Here is a 13956-nt window from a genome sequence, read left to right as displayed (position 1 = left end):
CCAACTGAGGGCAGGTAATGTCGAGCCACTACATCACGTCAACAGACCATCTCCCTGAGGAAGCACAGGCAGAAACCACACTACAGATCACGGACGCGCAGACGAAACGCATCTTCGAGGCACGCGTCCGGATTGCCAAGGACCCTGCTGAACTCACTGACCCGGAACCGCTTACAATCGTTGCCGGGCCACACGAGAGCGTCAGCGAGACCAGATACGTCGAACTACTCGATGAGACCGATGCGACCGGTATCGATCACGAGCTCGTAGCCCATCTGGCGGCCGAACAGGAGACGGCGTCGAATATCCTCAACACCCGGTCCGACGATCTGAAGGTACTCTTGCAGTATCTCGTCGAGACTGGCGAGTACGAATCAACGGCCGATGCGCTTCGTGAGGTCGCGTTCGACCACCTCGCCACAGAGCGACCGGCCCTGCTGGACGCCTACGCGGAGGTCCGCCGCGAACCCGATGACGACCCACTCAGGCGCGTGCTCGGAAAACAGGAGTGACAGATGGCAGTCAATTCGCTCCGCGAGTACCTCGATTTGCTCGACACGACCGGCTGGCTTCGGTCCTTCGACCAACCGGTGTCGTGGGACCTCGAAGCAAGTGCAGCGACGATGCTTGCCAACATCCGTGACGGACCGGTCCCGGTGTTCGAGTCCATCGCAGGGATAGAAACGGAGTCGAAACTGGTTGGCGACCCGTACCGCGGCCCTCAGACACGCCCCTGGGATCACTTCGCTCAAGCGCTGGGCTTCCCAAGTGGCCTTTCAGGCTGTACGTACTACGACCGAGTGATTGCCCGCCTCAACAGGACGAAAGCGCCTCGAACCGTTGCGAGTCACAGGGCCCCCTGTAAGGAAACAGTGCGGACGGGAACCGAGGTCGACCTCCTGTCGTTCCCGTGGCCATATATCCACGAGGGCGACGGGGGGCGGTATTCTAACCACCACACCATCGTCGCACCGGACCCCGACACAGAGTGGGGGACCTGGTCGAGCCATCGAATGATGATCCACGACAGCTCCCAGGCCAGTCTGCTGTTACTGGCCGGTGAGCAGGTTCCCAACCGCTACTACTACGACTACGAGCCGCGGGGCGAACCGATGCCAGTCGCGGTCGTTATCGGTGCAGAACCCACTGTCGAGAGTACTGCAGATATGTGGATCCCGACAGGGCGGAGCGAAGCGGCCTTCGCGGGCGGCCTGAAAAATGCGCCTGTAGACCTCGTCCAGTGCGAAACCAATGACCTGTACGTTCCGGCGACGGCCGAGCTAGTTCTCGAAGGGCACGTTCGACCCGACGACCGGCTTGATGAGGGACCGTTCGGAGACTACTTCGGCTACATGAACGGCCCGCGGCGCTCCATGCCGGTGTTCGAGGTCGATGCGATCACTCACCGCCACGAACCGCGGCTACCGTTTTGCGTCGAGGGGAGCGGTGTCGGATACGGACAGAACTCGACGAGTACGCTCCGACTCGTCGCAGCCGGCCCCGACGCGACCGTTGGACTCCGAGCCGCCGGATTTGACGTTGCGATGGCGGTCCCGTGGCGCTTTACCTCCCGCACCGTCTGGGTCATCGCGACTGACCGACCGTATCCGGGGTATCTCCACGAACTGGCGAACTTTATCTTCACGACGTGGGGGATGCTCCACATCGACTTCTTCGTATTTGTCGACGCTGCTGTCGACCCGCTTGACCCGCGGGCAGTGTTGACGACCATCGCGCTTGAGGCTGATCCGGACGCCGACTTCCACCAGTTCGGCGTCGAGCGGATGCCGAAAGTCCCGCTCAACATCTACCAGACGCCCGACGAGAAGGGCAGTGCGGATGTGGGGACTTCGAAGGCGAAGACGGCTAAAGCCTACATCGACGCAACGACTGACGGTGATGCGACGGACACGACGGCGACCGCAGAAACACGGAAGCGAGCCCAAGAGCGGCTGGTCGAAGCGGGACTAGACGCTGCGCGGTTCGACCGGCTCGACGAGCGGGAGGGCAAATCACAGTGATACCGTTCACGCAGTACGTCCGTGGACTGGCCGGCGACGACGACCTCGTCCGACTCGACGGCCCATTCGAGGTCCCGGTTGACGTGCTTGCGGCGGAGGCGCTCCGTGCGAGTGGGCCGACGCTTCGGTTCCAGCGACCCACAGGCATAGATCTAGTTAGCGGTGTGTTCAGCGGTCCGGACCAGACACAGCACCGCGAGGCCCGGCCGTGGTCGCGACTGGCGCTCGGCCTTGGACTTGAGCCGGACGCCACGCTTGTTGATCTGCTGGAGACAATCAGCACTCTCGGCCCAACCGGCGGGAATCCGGAGCCGACATATGCGGGGCAGGCAGCCTCGGGGACAGATATCGACGTACAGGACCTGCAGCTCCCGCAGGGCGAAACCGACATGTGGCCTGCAGTGACGCTTGGTGTCGCATCGGTCTCGACCGCTGACGGCACACACTGGGCACCGGTTCACGGCTCGGTTGTGGGCGGCGACACGCTCAGAGTGCGCGTCCCGGACGCGCTGTCGTCGCTTGTTGCTGACGGGACCACGATGACGATAGCGCTTGGCGTGCCGCCGGCGGCGATTACGACGGCATACCTGCTCGCTGTCACCGAGCAAACGACCACGCCAATCCAGTCCTGTGGGGTAACTGGCACCGTTCCGCTCGTCCCGACCAACGGCGGACTCGTCCCGAGTGCGACGGAGGTTGTTATCGAGACGACAGTTGTGGACCGTCAACCTGACTTCCGCTCCGACCGTCGAGAAGGCTGGGAGTACGTCGTTGTGAGCGGGCCGCTCTCACTGTCGGTCGAGAGCGTCCGCGCTACTGACACCCCAGTCATCCCCATCTCCCCGGTCGGCCGCCCACTCGCGGATGATATCCAGCTTACGGGGCTTGCGACCGCCGCAACGCTCTATCACCGGGTCAACAACTACTGGGGTATCTCACCAGTCGAATGGGTCATGTTACCAGCAGAGGCCGAGCTTGGTATCTGTTTCGTGGCCAGTGACGTGTTGTATGGCGGCTTCGAGTGGCAACTCGCGAATATCCTCTTTTCCTTCTCGTCGCTTTTTGACACGGTGGTTATCGTCGACGAAGACGTGCCGCCACAGGATTTCGGCCGCGTTCTGGCCGACGTCTGGCTGAAATCACACCCTGCTCGCGACTGGACGTTCAGCGAACCGGACGCACCGGCGGCGACACGGCCGCACTACCGAACGGACAATGAAACCGGTTCGCGTCTGTACGTGAATGCGGCATGGGACCCGCGCTGGAAGGAAACGTACATCGCGCCACGGGTCACGTTCCAGAACTCCTTCCCGGGCAACGTCCGCGACGTGGCGCGTGCTCTGTGGGACGAATCCGACACCGGTCCCGAAGACACGACTGAAAGCGGCGCGTCTCGCTGAATATGTCTCCCGAGTGTGTATATCTTCACGGATGTCGTAAACGCATCTGTTTACGCTATACACAGTACAAATACTACCTACGAAGGAAGCCAAATAGTAATTGGTACAATATATTTTGCGTGGAAAGTAACCGGTACAGTTATACCGGAAACCGGTATTCCGAGCGGTGTATGGTGACCAGCCACAACCTCCCGGACTACGACACAGCACGGCAAGAATTCTCCTGGGACGATATTTACGCGGACGCGGACTGGGATGCACCGAACGACCTGAACATCGGACACGAAGTTGCCGACCGACACGCGACCGACCGGGGACAGGTCGCACTCTATCAGGTCGGGACCGACGGAGAGCTGTCGAAAATGACGTTCTGGGAGCTTGCTGACCGCTCAAGCCAGTTTGCCAACGTCCTTGACGACCTCGGGGTTGCGCAGGGCGACCGGGTTTTCTCGTATATGCCTCGAATCCCCGAGCACTACGTGGCGCTGGTCGGAACGCTCAAACACGGTGCGGTCTGGGGAAGCGTCAACGAGCGGTTCGGGCCCGATGGCATCTCGTACCGTCTGGACGACTGCGACGCGAAGGTCGTCGTCACTACGACTAACAATCGCGACACGGTCGAAGACGCACTGGACGATGCGCCGGCGGTCGAACACGTAATCACTGTTGACCGCGGGGGCGGCGCACCCGCTGACGACGTGGTCTTCAATACTGCGCTCGACGGCGCGAGCACAGCCTACGAGGTTGCCGAGACCAGCGGGGAAGACGACGCACTGCTGTACTACACCTCAGGAACCACTGGGCTGGCCAAAGGCGTCCTCCACAAGCAGCGCTGGATCGCCGGTGTCGCGGCAACACAAAAACACGCCGTGGATCTTCAGGATGGCGACCTGTACTGGTCAACTGGCGACCTCGGCTGGCTGACGGGTGCAATCAACACACTCGGTGCCTGGTTCTGGGGTGCGTCGCTGTTCACGTATGAGGGCGAGTTCGACACCGACGAGTGGGCCGCCCTGCTGGATGAATACCCGATCAGCGTCCTGTTCTCGGTCCCGACGGCCTACCGGATGCTCCGGGAAAACGAAGACGTGCTTGCCGATGTCAACCTTGATTTACGGCATGCGCTCTCTATCGGCGAACCACTCAGTGCCGGGGTCGTCGAGTGGGGAGAGGACGAACTCGGTGTCACGATTCTCGATACGTACGGGCAGACCGAGACCGGGAACATGATTATCAACAACTATCCGACGATGGAACTCCGGCCCGGGTCGATGGGGAAACCACTCCCTGGAATCGAGGCCGACATCGTCGACCCACAGAGCGGTGAAGTTCTGGAACCCGGCGAAACGGGCGAGATTGCGCAACGAGGAGACTATCCGTGTTTCTTCGCCGAGTTCTGGAACAAGCCCAAGAAAACCCAGCGGGCGTTCATCGACGGTCCCGACGGGAAATGGTATCTCTCGGGCGATCTGGCACACAAGGACGAGGACGGGTATTTCTGGTTCGAAGGGCGGGCAGACGACGTGATCCTCTCTTCGGGCTACCGCATCGGGCCGTTCGAGGTCGAGAGTTCGCTGGGCGAACACGAAGCGGTCGCTGAGGCGGCCGTCGTTCCCAAACCTCACGAAGCGCGGGGCAACATCGTCAAGGCCTATGTTGTGCCGAGCGATGACGCGGAGCCGTCCGACCCACTCAAAGAAGACATCCAGAGCTACGTGAAAGAAGAGCTCTCCGCACACGAGTACCCGCGCGAAATCGAGTTCCGCGAGGAACTGCCCAAGACCGTGACTGGAAAGATCCGCCGAACCGAGCTCCACGACGACGCCGAAGCAGAAGCTGAAGTCGAATCCTGACACAGGGTATCAAGCAGTACGAGTGCCAACGCAGACACAACCACAATGAATTTCGAAGCTACAGAGGAACGCTCGATGATTCGGTCGACCGCAGCGGACGTGGCGGCCGAGTACGGACCGGAGTACTGGCGCGAAAAAGAAGAAGCAGGCGAGTTCGGACAGGAATTCTGGGACGAACTGGCTGCAGCCGGCTTCCACGGCCTGCTGGTCCCGCCGGAGTACGAAGGGGCCGGGATGGGCATACAGGAGATGGGGCTGGTCATGGAGACGCTCTGTGCCGAAGGCTGTGGCATGGCGGGCACGTGGTATCTGGTGCTCACCGCCGGCATGGCTGCTGTCGGTATCAGCGAGAACGGGACAGAAGCGCAGAAACAGACCTATCTGCCGGACATCGCTAACGGCAAGCGAAACTTCTCTATCGGTATCACAGAGCCCGAAGCCGGGACAAACACGCTGAACGTCGCGACCCGTGCCGAGAAAGACGGCGACGAGTACGTGCTGAACGGGAACAAGGCCTGGATTACCTTCGCCGACCGGGCTGACAACATGATTCTCGTCACGCGCACGACCCCACGTGACGAGGTCGAGCGCGGGACTGACGGCATAAGCCTGTTCATCGTCGATATGGACGACCCCAACATCGACGTGTCTCCGATTCCCAAACACGGTATCAATTACTCGAAGTCCTGTGAAGTCTTTATCGAGGACGTTCGGGTCCCCGAGGAGAACCTGCTGGGCGAGGAAGACGACGGCTGGTGGACCCTGGTCGATATGCTGAACCCGGAACGTATTGGCTTTGCCGCCGCCGGGACCGGTATCGGCAAACTAGCCGCGGACACTGCTATCGAGTACGCCAGCGACCGGGAGGTGTTCGATGCGCCTATCGGGAGCCATCAGGCGGTCTCGTTCCCGATCACCAAGGCGTACGCCCGTATGGAAACGGCGGCACTCATGCGTGAGAAGGCGTCATGGCTCTACGACCAGGGCGAAGAGTGTGGATACGAGACAAACGTCGCGAAGGCGACGGCCGTCAGTGCTGGTATCGAAGCGGTCAAACAGTCGATGCAGGCGTTTGGTGGCTGGGGCTACGCGAAGGAGTACGACGTCGAGCGCTGGTGGCGTGAAATCAACCTGACACGGTTGGCCCCAGTTTCCCAGCAGATGGCGTACAACCATATCGGCCAGCACCTCGGCTTCCCCAGATCCTACTAATGTTCGAGAAAGTCCTTGTCGCAAACCGCGGCGAAATCGCGGTTCGTGTGATGGCTGCGTGTGAAGAGTTGGGTATCGAGACGGTCGCCGTCTACAGCGACGCCGACCGCAACGCCGGCCACGTTGAGTACGCCGACGACGCATACAACGTCGGCCCGGCACCTGCAAGCGAGTCGTACCTCGACCAGACCGCTATCCTTGATGTCGCTGAGCGGGCCGGGGCCGACGCAATCCACCCCGGGTACGGCTTCCTCGCCGAAAACGCTGAGTTCGCTGGCCGCGTCGAAGCCGCTGACGGTCTCACCTGGGTCGGCCCGCCAAGCGACGCGATGGAAACGCTGGGCGAAAAGACGAAAGCCCGGACGGTGATGCAGGAGGCTGGTGTCCCAGTCGTCCCCGGCACGACGGACCTGGTCAGTGAGCCGGACGAAGTGCGCGAACTGGGTGCCAAGTACGGCTACCCCATCGCAATCAAGGCTGAAGGCGGCGGTGGCGGTCGTGGCATGAAGATCGTTCGGAGCGAGGCCGAAGTTGCGGAGGCGCTCAAAAGCGCAAAACGCGAGGGGGAAGCGTATTTCGGCAATGACTCGGTGTACGTCGAAAAGTATCTCGAAGCCCCAAAGCACGTCGAAGTGCAGGTGCTTGCGGACGAACACGGTAATGTCCGCCACCTCGGCGAGCGCGATTGCTCGCTGCAACGTCGCCACCAGAAAGTCATCGAGGAAGCCCCGAGTCCAGCGCTTGACGCCGAACTGCGTACGGAGATCGGGGCGGCCGCCAGACGCGGTGTCAGTGAAGCCGGGTACACGAACGCCGGGACCGTGGAGTTCCTCGTCGAAGACGGGGAATTCTATTTCATGGAGGTGAACACCCGAATTCAGGTCGAACACACCGTCACTGAAGCAGTGACCGGGATCGATATCGTTCGCTGGCAGCTCCGGGTCGCTGCAGGCGAGCGACTGGACTTTACACAGGACGACGTGTCGATAGACGGGCACGCCGTCGAGTACCGGATCAACGCGGAGAACCCGGCGGAAGACTTCGCGCCGACGCCAGGGCCGCTAACGACGTACGCGCCGCCAAGCAGTATCGGTGTCCGGCTCGACCACGCGGTCTCCCAGGGCGACGACATCGGGGGCGACTACGACTCGATGATCGCGAAGCTCATCGTCGCTGGCGAGGACCGGGAGCACTGTCTGGACCGGTCAAAGCGTGCTCTCGACCATTTCACTGTCGAGGGGGTCCATACCACTATCCCGTTCCATCGGTTGATGCTGGATGACGACACCTTCCGCGCCGGGACGCATACAACAAAATACCTCGACCAGGAACTCGCCGACGATGCCCTCGACGCGGCTGTTGCACGATGGGGGACTGACGAGGTCGGTGGCGACGCCTCGGCGGCGTCGACGGATCAAATCGCTGTCGAAGTCGATGGGAAGCGCTTCGATGTCGTCGTTACGGACGGACTGCCCCGCATCTCCCGTGATGGCAACGCCAGTGGCGGCTCCGGCAGTGGCACTTCGGGCGGCAACTCATCCGGTGGCGGCACGGTGGACGTGACCACGTCGGGTGCGATTACGGCCGAGATGCAGGGCACTATTCTTTCGACTAAAGTTGTACCCGGTGACGATATTGCTGCGGGCGATGTCGTCTGCGTGCTGGAGGCGATGAAAATGGAAAACGACGTGGTGGCATCTGCGGGCGGCACTGTTGCATCTGTCCCGGTCGCAGAGGGCGATTCCGTAGACATGGGTGACACCCTGGTTGTACTGGAGGAATAAGTATGCAAGTCAAAATTTCAGACGACGCGACCGAATCGGAAGCACAGGCCATTGCCGAGGCGCTGGCGACACACTTCGAGGACGACATTACCCTCGTTGTCGACGGCGGCGAAACGGTCAGCAGTGCCACGTACGACGGCACTCGGCAGGATGAATCCACGGACCCAGTCGAGGACGACCTCGGCCCGACCGAACGCGAGGAGGCCCTGCGCGAGGAGATTGCAGAGATCCTCGAAGGTGGGCCGGAAAAGTACAAAGAGCAGTTGCCTGAGGAGGGCAAGCTGTTCGTCCGGGACCGTATCGACCTGTGGTTCGGTGACGATTTCCTGTTCGAAGACGGGAAATTTGCGGAGTTCGACGCCGACGACCAGCTCCCGGCCGACGGGCTCATCACGGGGGCCGCGGAGTTCGAGGGCCGTGACCTGCATTTCATGGCCAACGACTACACGGTCAAACGCGGCAGCATGGCCGCAAAGGGTGTCGAGAAGTTCCTCCGGATGCAACAGCGGGCGCTGAAAACCGGGCGACCGGTGCTGTATCTGATGGACTCCTCGGGGGGTCGTATCGACCAGCAGACGGGCTTTTTCGCCAACCGCGAAGGTATCGGAAAGTTCTACTACAATCACTCGATGCTCTCTGGGCGGGTCCCGCAGATCTGTGTGCTGTACGGTCCCTGTATCGCCGGCGCGGCCTACACGCCCGTCTTCGCGGATTTCACCGTTATGGTCCGGGATATGAGCGCAATGGCGATCGCCAGCCCCCGGATGGTCGAAATGGTCACCGGCGAAGAGATCAGTCTCGAAGAACTTGGTGGCCCTGACATCCACGCACAGCACTCCGGGAGTGCGGACCTCATCGCCGACGACGAGGAACACGCCCGCGAACTCGTTGCGCAACTCATCAGCTATTTGCCCGACAACGCCGACGAAGACCCACCACAGACCAGCGGGACGGCCCCGAAGCGCTCGCCGGAGGGTATCGATTCCGTCGTGCCAGAAAAGCCCAACAAGGGCTATGATATGTTCGACGTGATCGAGCGAGTCGTCGATGCTGGGTCGACACTCGAACTCCGGCCCGAGTACGGCAAGGAAATAATCACGTCGTTTGCCCGGATAGACGGCCGGCCAATCGGCGTCATCGCCAATCAGCCAGCCCAGCGTGCGGGAGCCATCTTCCCGGACGCAGCGGAGAAAGCCGCCCAGTTCATCTGGACCTGTGACGCCTACAACATCCCGCTGTTGTATCTCTGTGACACGCCGGGGTTCATGGCCGGGTCAGGCGTCGAGAAGGAAGGTATCCTCGAACAGGGCAAGAAGATGATCTACGCCACGTCTTCGGCGACAGTGCCCAAGCAGTCCGTTGTGGTCAGGAAGGCCTACGGTGCGGGCATTTACGCCATGTCCGGTCCCGCCTACGACCCCGAGTCGACGATCGGGCTTCCGAGCGGGGAAATCGCCATAATGGGGCCCGAGGCGGCTATCAACGCCGTTTACGCACGGAAGCTCTCCGAGATCGATGACGAGGACGAACGACAGCAAAAGGAGCAAGAACTCCGCGAAGCCTATCGCGAGGATATCGACATTCATCGAATGGCCAGCGAAGTTGTCGTCGACGACATCGTTCCGCCCAGCGACCTCAGAACGGAACTGACGAACCGGTTTGCGTTCTACGAGACCGTCGAGAAAGACCTGCCAGACAAGAAACACGGAACCATCCTCTGAGCTATGACAGGACTTTATTACGAAGAGTTCGAGGTCGGCGAGACCATCGAACACGAGAAGCGCCGCACGATCAGCGAGCGCGACAATCAACAGTTCTGTGATATGACGATGAACCAGCAGCCGTTGCACTTAGACGCCGAGTTCGCGGCCGAGACGGAGTTCGGCGAGCGACTGGTCAACGGGCTCTACACCATGAGTTTAGCTGTCGGACTGACCATCCCGGAGACGACCGATGGCACTATTGTCGCGAACCTGTCCTACGACAGCGTCGAGCATCCGAACCCGGTATTTTACGGCGACACCATCCGCGTGCAGTCGACCGTGACCGACAAACGCGAGACTAGCGACGGTGACCGCGGCATCGTCACGATGCACGTCGAGGTGTTCAAACTCACAGATTCGGACGATGTCCTCGTCTGTGAATTCGACCGGACCGTGCTGTCACTGCGACGCGATACCGCTGAGTGACGCCGGGACCGGTTGACGGACGAAGCCCGGGTCCCAGTCGCTTACTCTGGGACACCGATGACCCACCGCCATCGTTGCTCGAACGTCCCATTGAGAGAGCTGAGGAGTTCACGGGCTCGCAGAACCCGTTCTTCGATGTCGAACTTTGGATAGAGCCGTGCGGCCATCGCGGGAATCGCGTGGAACAGCCGGATGTTTTCGGCAGTCGTCGAAAACCGCCACGTTCCTGTCGTCGTTGAGAACTCACCCGCGAGGGCGTCTTGGAGAGCCGATGTGTCAGTCGGGGAGCGTGACTCGCGCTCAAACTGTTCGAACACGTCCGTGCCGTCAGGACGGAACCAGCCAAGCGGCGCGACGGCCCCGACCACCCCACCAGACCGGAGCACTCTGGCGGCCTCCCGCACTGCGGCCGCTGGCTCGGGGACCAAAAAGAGCGAAGCGGTAAACGCCACCCCGTCGACTGACTGGTCACAGAGCGGCAGGTGGTCGAAATCAGCTTGCAGTCGGGCAGTGGACTCGATTTCGCTCAGCATCTCGCGGCTGATGTCGAGCGCAATAGTCTCCGCTGCTGTCTCGGTGAATACGCGTGTGCTCACACCTGTGCCTGCGCCCGCATCGAGCACTGTCCCAAGCCCGTCGTCAGCATGAGTGCTCATCTCGACGGCGAGCAGGCGTGCGAGCGACGTGAAGCGATTGGTCCGGCGCTCGTAGGCCGTGTAGGCGTCGACGCTGGCATCGAAGTTCTGCCGGACGACGGCTTTCATACACGACAGCACAGTCAGGTCCCGGATAGGTGTTGTCGTTGGCTACCGCTGCCCGGCCTCGCGAGCGCGTTCGAGGACACGCTCTGCCTGTGCGATAAGCGGTGCGTCGATCATCTCCCCGTCGACTTCGAACACCCCAGCATCTGTTTCTTCGTCGGCCGCGATGATGCGTTCGGCCCATGCTATCTCCTCGTCACTTGGGGTAAACGCGTCGTTGATGACCGCGACCTGATCTGGGTGGATTGCCATCTTCCCGTCGTACCCGAGTTGGGCAGCGAACTCAGTTGCGTCACGGAGGCCATCCAGATCGCCGTATTCCGGGTAGATCGTATCGATTGCATCGATTCCTGCGGCGCTGGCCGCAACGACGACCCGCTGGCGTGCATAGAGCACCTCCCGTCCATCGCTGGTGCGACTCGCACCGAGGTCGGCTGCAAGGTCCTCGGCCCCAAAGAGGAGGGCATCGGTCGGGTCGGCGGCTGCAATCTCCGCCGCGTTGAGGACGCCGGCGGCCGATTCCACTAGCGCAAGCACCGGGAGATCCGCATTGTACTCCCCGAGGAGCCGTTCCAGTGCCGAGATGTCCTCGGCCGAACTAGCTTTCGGGAGCATCACACTGTCGGGACTGGTGTCCGACAGTATCCCCCCGAGGTCGGCTGTGGCGCTAACTCCCACGGGATTGATACGAACGCAGATGTGGCTGTTCGAGTTGACAGCCGAGAGTACCGACTGAACCGATTCACGTGCCTGTTCTTTATCAGCCGGTGCAACCGCATCCTCGAGGTCGAAGACGACGACATCAGCGTCGCCACCGGCCGCTTTCCGCATTAACTCCGCATTGTCTCCCGGCGCAAACAGAACACTGCGACGAACCATAGCTGTGCGTTCACCCCCCAGCAGTAAGATGGTAGGGGATAGACGCCCGGCCATGCACAGGATGACCGTGGGTCTGGCGACCCGTTCCCTGTCGCAGTCAGTACGCCGCTTCGTGAATCAGCTATCGGTATCACAACTATCCGTCTACTTCGGTGGGTCTGCTGCACGGCACAAACAGCATGGATTTTTATGACACTGGGTAAAATCTCTCTCTGTGACAACTGACCTCCCGGGTGTCGCCGACAGACAACTGTTCGACACGCACGCGCACCAACCGACCAGTGAGTTCCTCCACGACGCCGGCGGCGAAATGATGCAAGACGCCGCCGACCGGTTCGGCACTGATCTGGAGACGTGGGACTACGACGAAATGCTCGCGGAGTACCACGAGGCGGGCGTCGGTGGTGCTGTCCTGCTTGGCTGGGACGCGGAGACGAACACCGGGAACCCACCCGTCCCGAACGACTACGTCGCTGAGGTCCGGGACGAGTATCCCGACTTCTTCGTCGGGTTCGGGAGCGTCGACCCACTGAAAGACGACTGCGTGCAGGAGGCGATCCGGTGCGTTGAGGATCTGGACCTTTCGGGGTTCAAATTCCAGCAGATCGCACAGGGCTTTGACCCCTCCGATGAACGCCACGACCATCTGTGGAGTACCATCGAAGACCTCGGCGTCCCCGTTGTCTTCCACGGCGGGAACTCGACACTGGGAGCCTGTAGCGCCGGCGGTCGCGGCCTGAAAATCAAGTACGGCAACCCGATGCTTATCGACGACGTGGCTGCTGCACATCCGGACCTCGATATCCTCATCGCCCATCCCGCCTTCCCGTGGGAGAAAGAGCAGCTGGCCATCTGCCAGCAGAAGGGCAACGTGTACATGGACCTCTCCGGCTGGGTGCCGAAGTATATCGACGATCAGGTACTCCATTACGCCGGCACGGTCCTCAAAGACAAGGTGATGTTCGGCACCGATTATCCGATGATCGACCCAGAAACGTGGCTCGAATCGTTCGCTCGCGACACTGACTTTGATACGGATGTCCAGCGGAAGATTCTGTTCGAGAACGCACAGGAGTTTTTCGACCGCTAGTCGAAATCCGGGGTTCGCCCGTCCAGAAACGCCTCGACACCACGTGCATGTCCCGGCGTATCGTACGCCAGTGATTGGATGCGTGCTTCTCGACGCAGCCCGGTTTCCAGGGGCTGGCCGATGTTGTCGTGGATCGCTTCCTTCGCCAGCCCGAGGTTCTCCGTTGGCTGTGCCTGAAGCGTTTCGAGCAGGTCAGCTGTCCGCGCATCGAGCTCGGCCGGGTCGATAGCCTCGTTGATCAGATCCATTTCGGCGGCGCTCTCGGCGTCGATCAGCTTCCCAGTGAACGCGAGTTCTTTGGTTTTCCTGAGACCGATCAGCCGTGGGAGGATGGCGGTTGCGCCCATGTCCGGCACGAGGCCGACGCTGATGAACGATGCACCGAACCGCGCGGAACTGGCGGCGTACGCGAAATCAGCGACGGCCACAAGCGACAGCCCGGCACCGACTGCGTCGCCGTTGACCTTCGCGACGACAGGCACGGGTGCCGAGAGGATATTGCTGGCGACCCGGCCCAGTGTTGTCCGGACTCGCTCGTAGGCTTCCGTTGCCGATTCTTCCCGCTCGCTCATCGCCTCGATATCCCCGCCAGCGCTGAACGAATCACCGTCGCCAGTGAGGAGGACGGCGTCGTGCGTCGCCGGGTCGAGATCCTCGAGCGCATCGGCTAATTCAGTAGCGACCGCTGCCGTTATCGCGTTTTTCGAATCTGGACGGTCGAATACGATTCGTCGAACAGCGCCGTCTTCAACGCGCATGGTCGTACT

The 13956-nt window shown here is 61.3% G+C and carries 12 protein-coding genes; 9 read left to right on the top strand and 3 right to left on the bottom strand.

Annotation, left to right across the window (positions count from 1 at the left end):
- Positions 1-17 precede the first annotated feature (17 nt).
- From RR_RS20835 to RR_RS20800, 8 genes are all read left to right on the top strand, one after another.
- Positions 18-512 carry a hypothetical protein gene (locus RR_RS20835; protein ID WP_004966609.1) on the top strand — a complete coding sequence of 165 codons (495 nt, stop codon included), beginning with the start codon at positions 18-20 and terminating at the stop codon, positions 510-512.
- Between the two features lie 3 nt (positions 513-515).
- Positions 516-2021 carry a UbiD family decarboxylase gene (locus tag RR_RS20830; protein WP_011224912.1) on the top strand — a complete coding sequence of 502 codons (1506 nt, stop codon included), beginning with the start codon at positions 516-518 and terminating at the stop codon, positions 2019-2021.
- The gene (locus tag RR_RS20825) at positions 2018-3421 is read left to right on the top strand and encodes a UbiD family decarboxylase domain-containing protein (RefSeq protein ID WP_049939238.1); all 1404 of its coding nucleotides are present in this window, start codon (positions 2018-2020) and stop codon (positions 3419-3421) included. The genes RR_RS20830 and RR_RS20825 overlap by 4 nt, the downstream gene beginning before the upstream one ends.
- Positions 3422-3591: 170 nt before the next feature.
- Positions 3592-5274: an acyl-CoA synthetase gene (locus tag RR_RS20820; RefSeq protein ID WP_049939237.1), complete on the top strand. Its 1683-nt coding sequence runs from the start codon at positions 3592-3594 to the stop codon at positions 5272-5274.
- 45 nt (positions 5275-5319) lie between these two features.
- Positions 5320-6486 (top strand): acyl-CoA dehydrogenase family protein, encoded by a 1167-nt coding sequence (locus RR_RS20815; RefSeq protein ID WP_007188591.1) that lies wholly within the window; start codon positions 5320-5322, stop codon positions 6484-6486.
- Entirely contained in the window at positions 6486-8270 is a 1785-nt protein-coding gene (locus tag RR_RS20810; protein ID WP_011224915.1) for an acetyl/propionyl/methylcrotonyl-CoA carboxylase subunit alpha, read from the top strand. The genes RR_RS20815 and RR_RS20810 overlap by 1 nt, the downstream gene beginning before the upstream one ends.
- 2 nt (positions 8271-8272) lie before the next feature.
- Positions 8273-9991: an acyl-CoA carboxylase subunit beta gene (locus RR_RS20805; protein ID WP_011224916.1), complete on the top strand. Its 1719-nt coding sequence runs from the start codon at positions 8273-8275 to the stop codon at positions 9989-9991.
- Positions 9992-9994: 3 nt separating this feature from the next.
- Positions 9995-10459, top strand: a complete 465-nt coding sequence (locus tag RR_RS20800; RefSeq protein WP_011224917.1) for a MaoC family dehydratase — start codon at positions 9995-9997, stop codon at positions 10457-10459.
- A 41-nt stretch (positions 10460-10500) separates the two neighbouring features.
- On the opposite strand, the gene RR_RS20795 is transcribed toward RR_RS20800, so the two are convergent.
- Positions 10501-11223, bottom strand: coding sequence for a class I SAM-dependent methyltransferase (locus RR_RS20795; RefSeq protein WP_011224918.1), 723 nt, complete (start codon positions 11221-11223; stop codon positions 10501-10503).
- 42 nt (positions 11224-11265) lie between these two features.
- Complete coding sequence (locus RR_RS20790) at positions 11266-12099, bottom strand: HpcH/HpaI aldolase/citrate lyase family protein (RefSeq protein ID WP_049939236.1); 834 nt, start codon at positions 12097-12099, stop codon at positions 11266-11268.
- Between the two features lie 214 nt (positions 12100-12313).
- On the opposite strand from RR_RS20790, the gene RR_RS20785 reads away from it, so the two are divergent.
- Positions 12314-13189: an amidohydrolase family protein gene (locus RR_RS20785; RefSeq protein ID WP_004966597.1), complete on the top strand. Its 876-nt coding sequence runs from the start codon at positions 12314-12316 to the stop codon at positions 13187-13189.
- Here the strand turns inward: RR_RS20785 and RR_RS20780 are convergent.
- Positions 13186-13947 carry an enoyl-CoA hydratase/isomerase family protein gene (locus tag RR_RS20780; RefSeq protein WP_011224921.1) on the bottom strand — a complete coding sequence of 254 codons (762 nt, stop codon included), beginning with the start codon at positions 13945-13947 and terminating at the stop codon, positions 13186-13188. The two genes, RR_RS20785 and RR_RS20780, sit on opposite strands and share 4 nt — an antisense overlap.
- Between the last annotated feature and the right edge of the window lie 9 nt (positions 13948-13956).

Origin of the sequence: Haloarcula marismortui ATCC 43049, from assembly GCF_000011085.1 — an archaeon.
Classification (GTDB): domain Archaea; phylum Halobacteriota; class Halobacteria; order Halobacteriales; family Haloarculaceae; genus Haloarcula; species Haloarcula marismortui.
Note: the sequence above shows the minus strand (reverse complement) of the source record. Positions and strands in the feature narration are given on the sequence as shown.

Excerpts from the sequence above, each read along its gene's own strand:
- RR_RS20815 (WP_007188591.1), top strand. The coding sequence starts at position 5,320 with ATGAATTTCGAAGCTACAGAGGAACGCTCGATGATTCGGTCGACCGCA.
- RR_RS20810 (WP_011224915.1), top strand. The coding sequence starts at position 6,486 with ATGTTCGAGAAAGTCCTTGTCGCAAACCGCGGCGAAATCGCGGTTCGT.
- RR_RS20780 (WP_011224921.1), bottom strand. The coding sequence starts at position 13,947 with ATGCGCGTTGAAGACGGCGCTGTTCGACGAATCGTATTCGACCGTCCA.
- RR_RS20790 (WP_049939236.1), bottom strand. The coding sequence starts at position 12,099 with ATGGTTCGTCGCAGTGTTCTGTTTGCGCCGGGAGACAATGCGGAGTTA.
- RR_RS20795 (WP_011224918.1), bottom strand. The coding sequence starts at position 11,223 with ATGAAAGCCGTCGTCCGGCAGAACTTCGATGCCAGCGTCGACGCCTAC.
- RR_RS20805 (WP_011224916.1), top strand. The coding sequence starts at position 8,273 with ATGCAAGTCAAAATTTCAGACGACGCGACCGAATCGGAAGCACAGGCC.
- RR_RS20835 (WP_004966609.1), top strand. The coding sequence starts at position 18 with ATGTCGAGCCACTACATCACGTCAACAGACCATCTCCCTGAGGAAGCA.
- RR_RS20830 (WP_011224912.1), top strand. The coding sequence starts at position 516 with ATGGCAGTCAATTCGCTCCGCGAGTACCTCGATTTGCTCGACACGACC.
- RR_RS20800 (WP_011224917.1), top strand. The coding sequence starts at position 9,995 with ATGACAGGACTTTATTACGAAGAGTTCGAGGTCGGCGAGACCATCGAA.
- RR_RS20820 (WP_049939237.1), top strand. The coding sequence starts at position 3,592 with ATGGTGACCAGCCACAACCTCCCGGACTACGACACAGCACGGCAAGAA.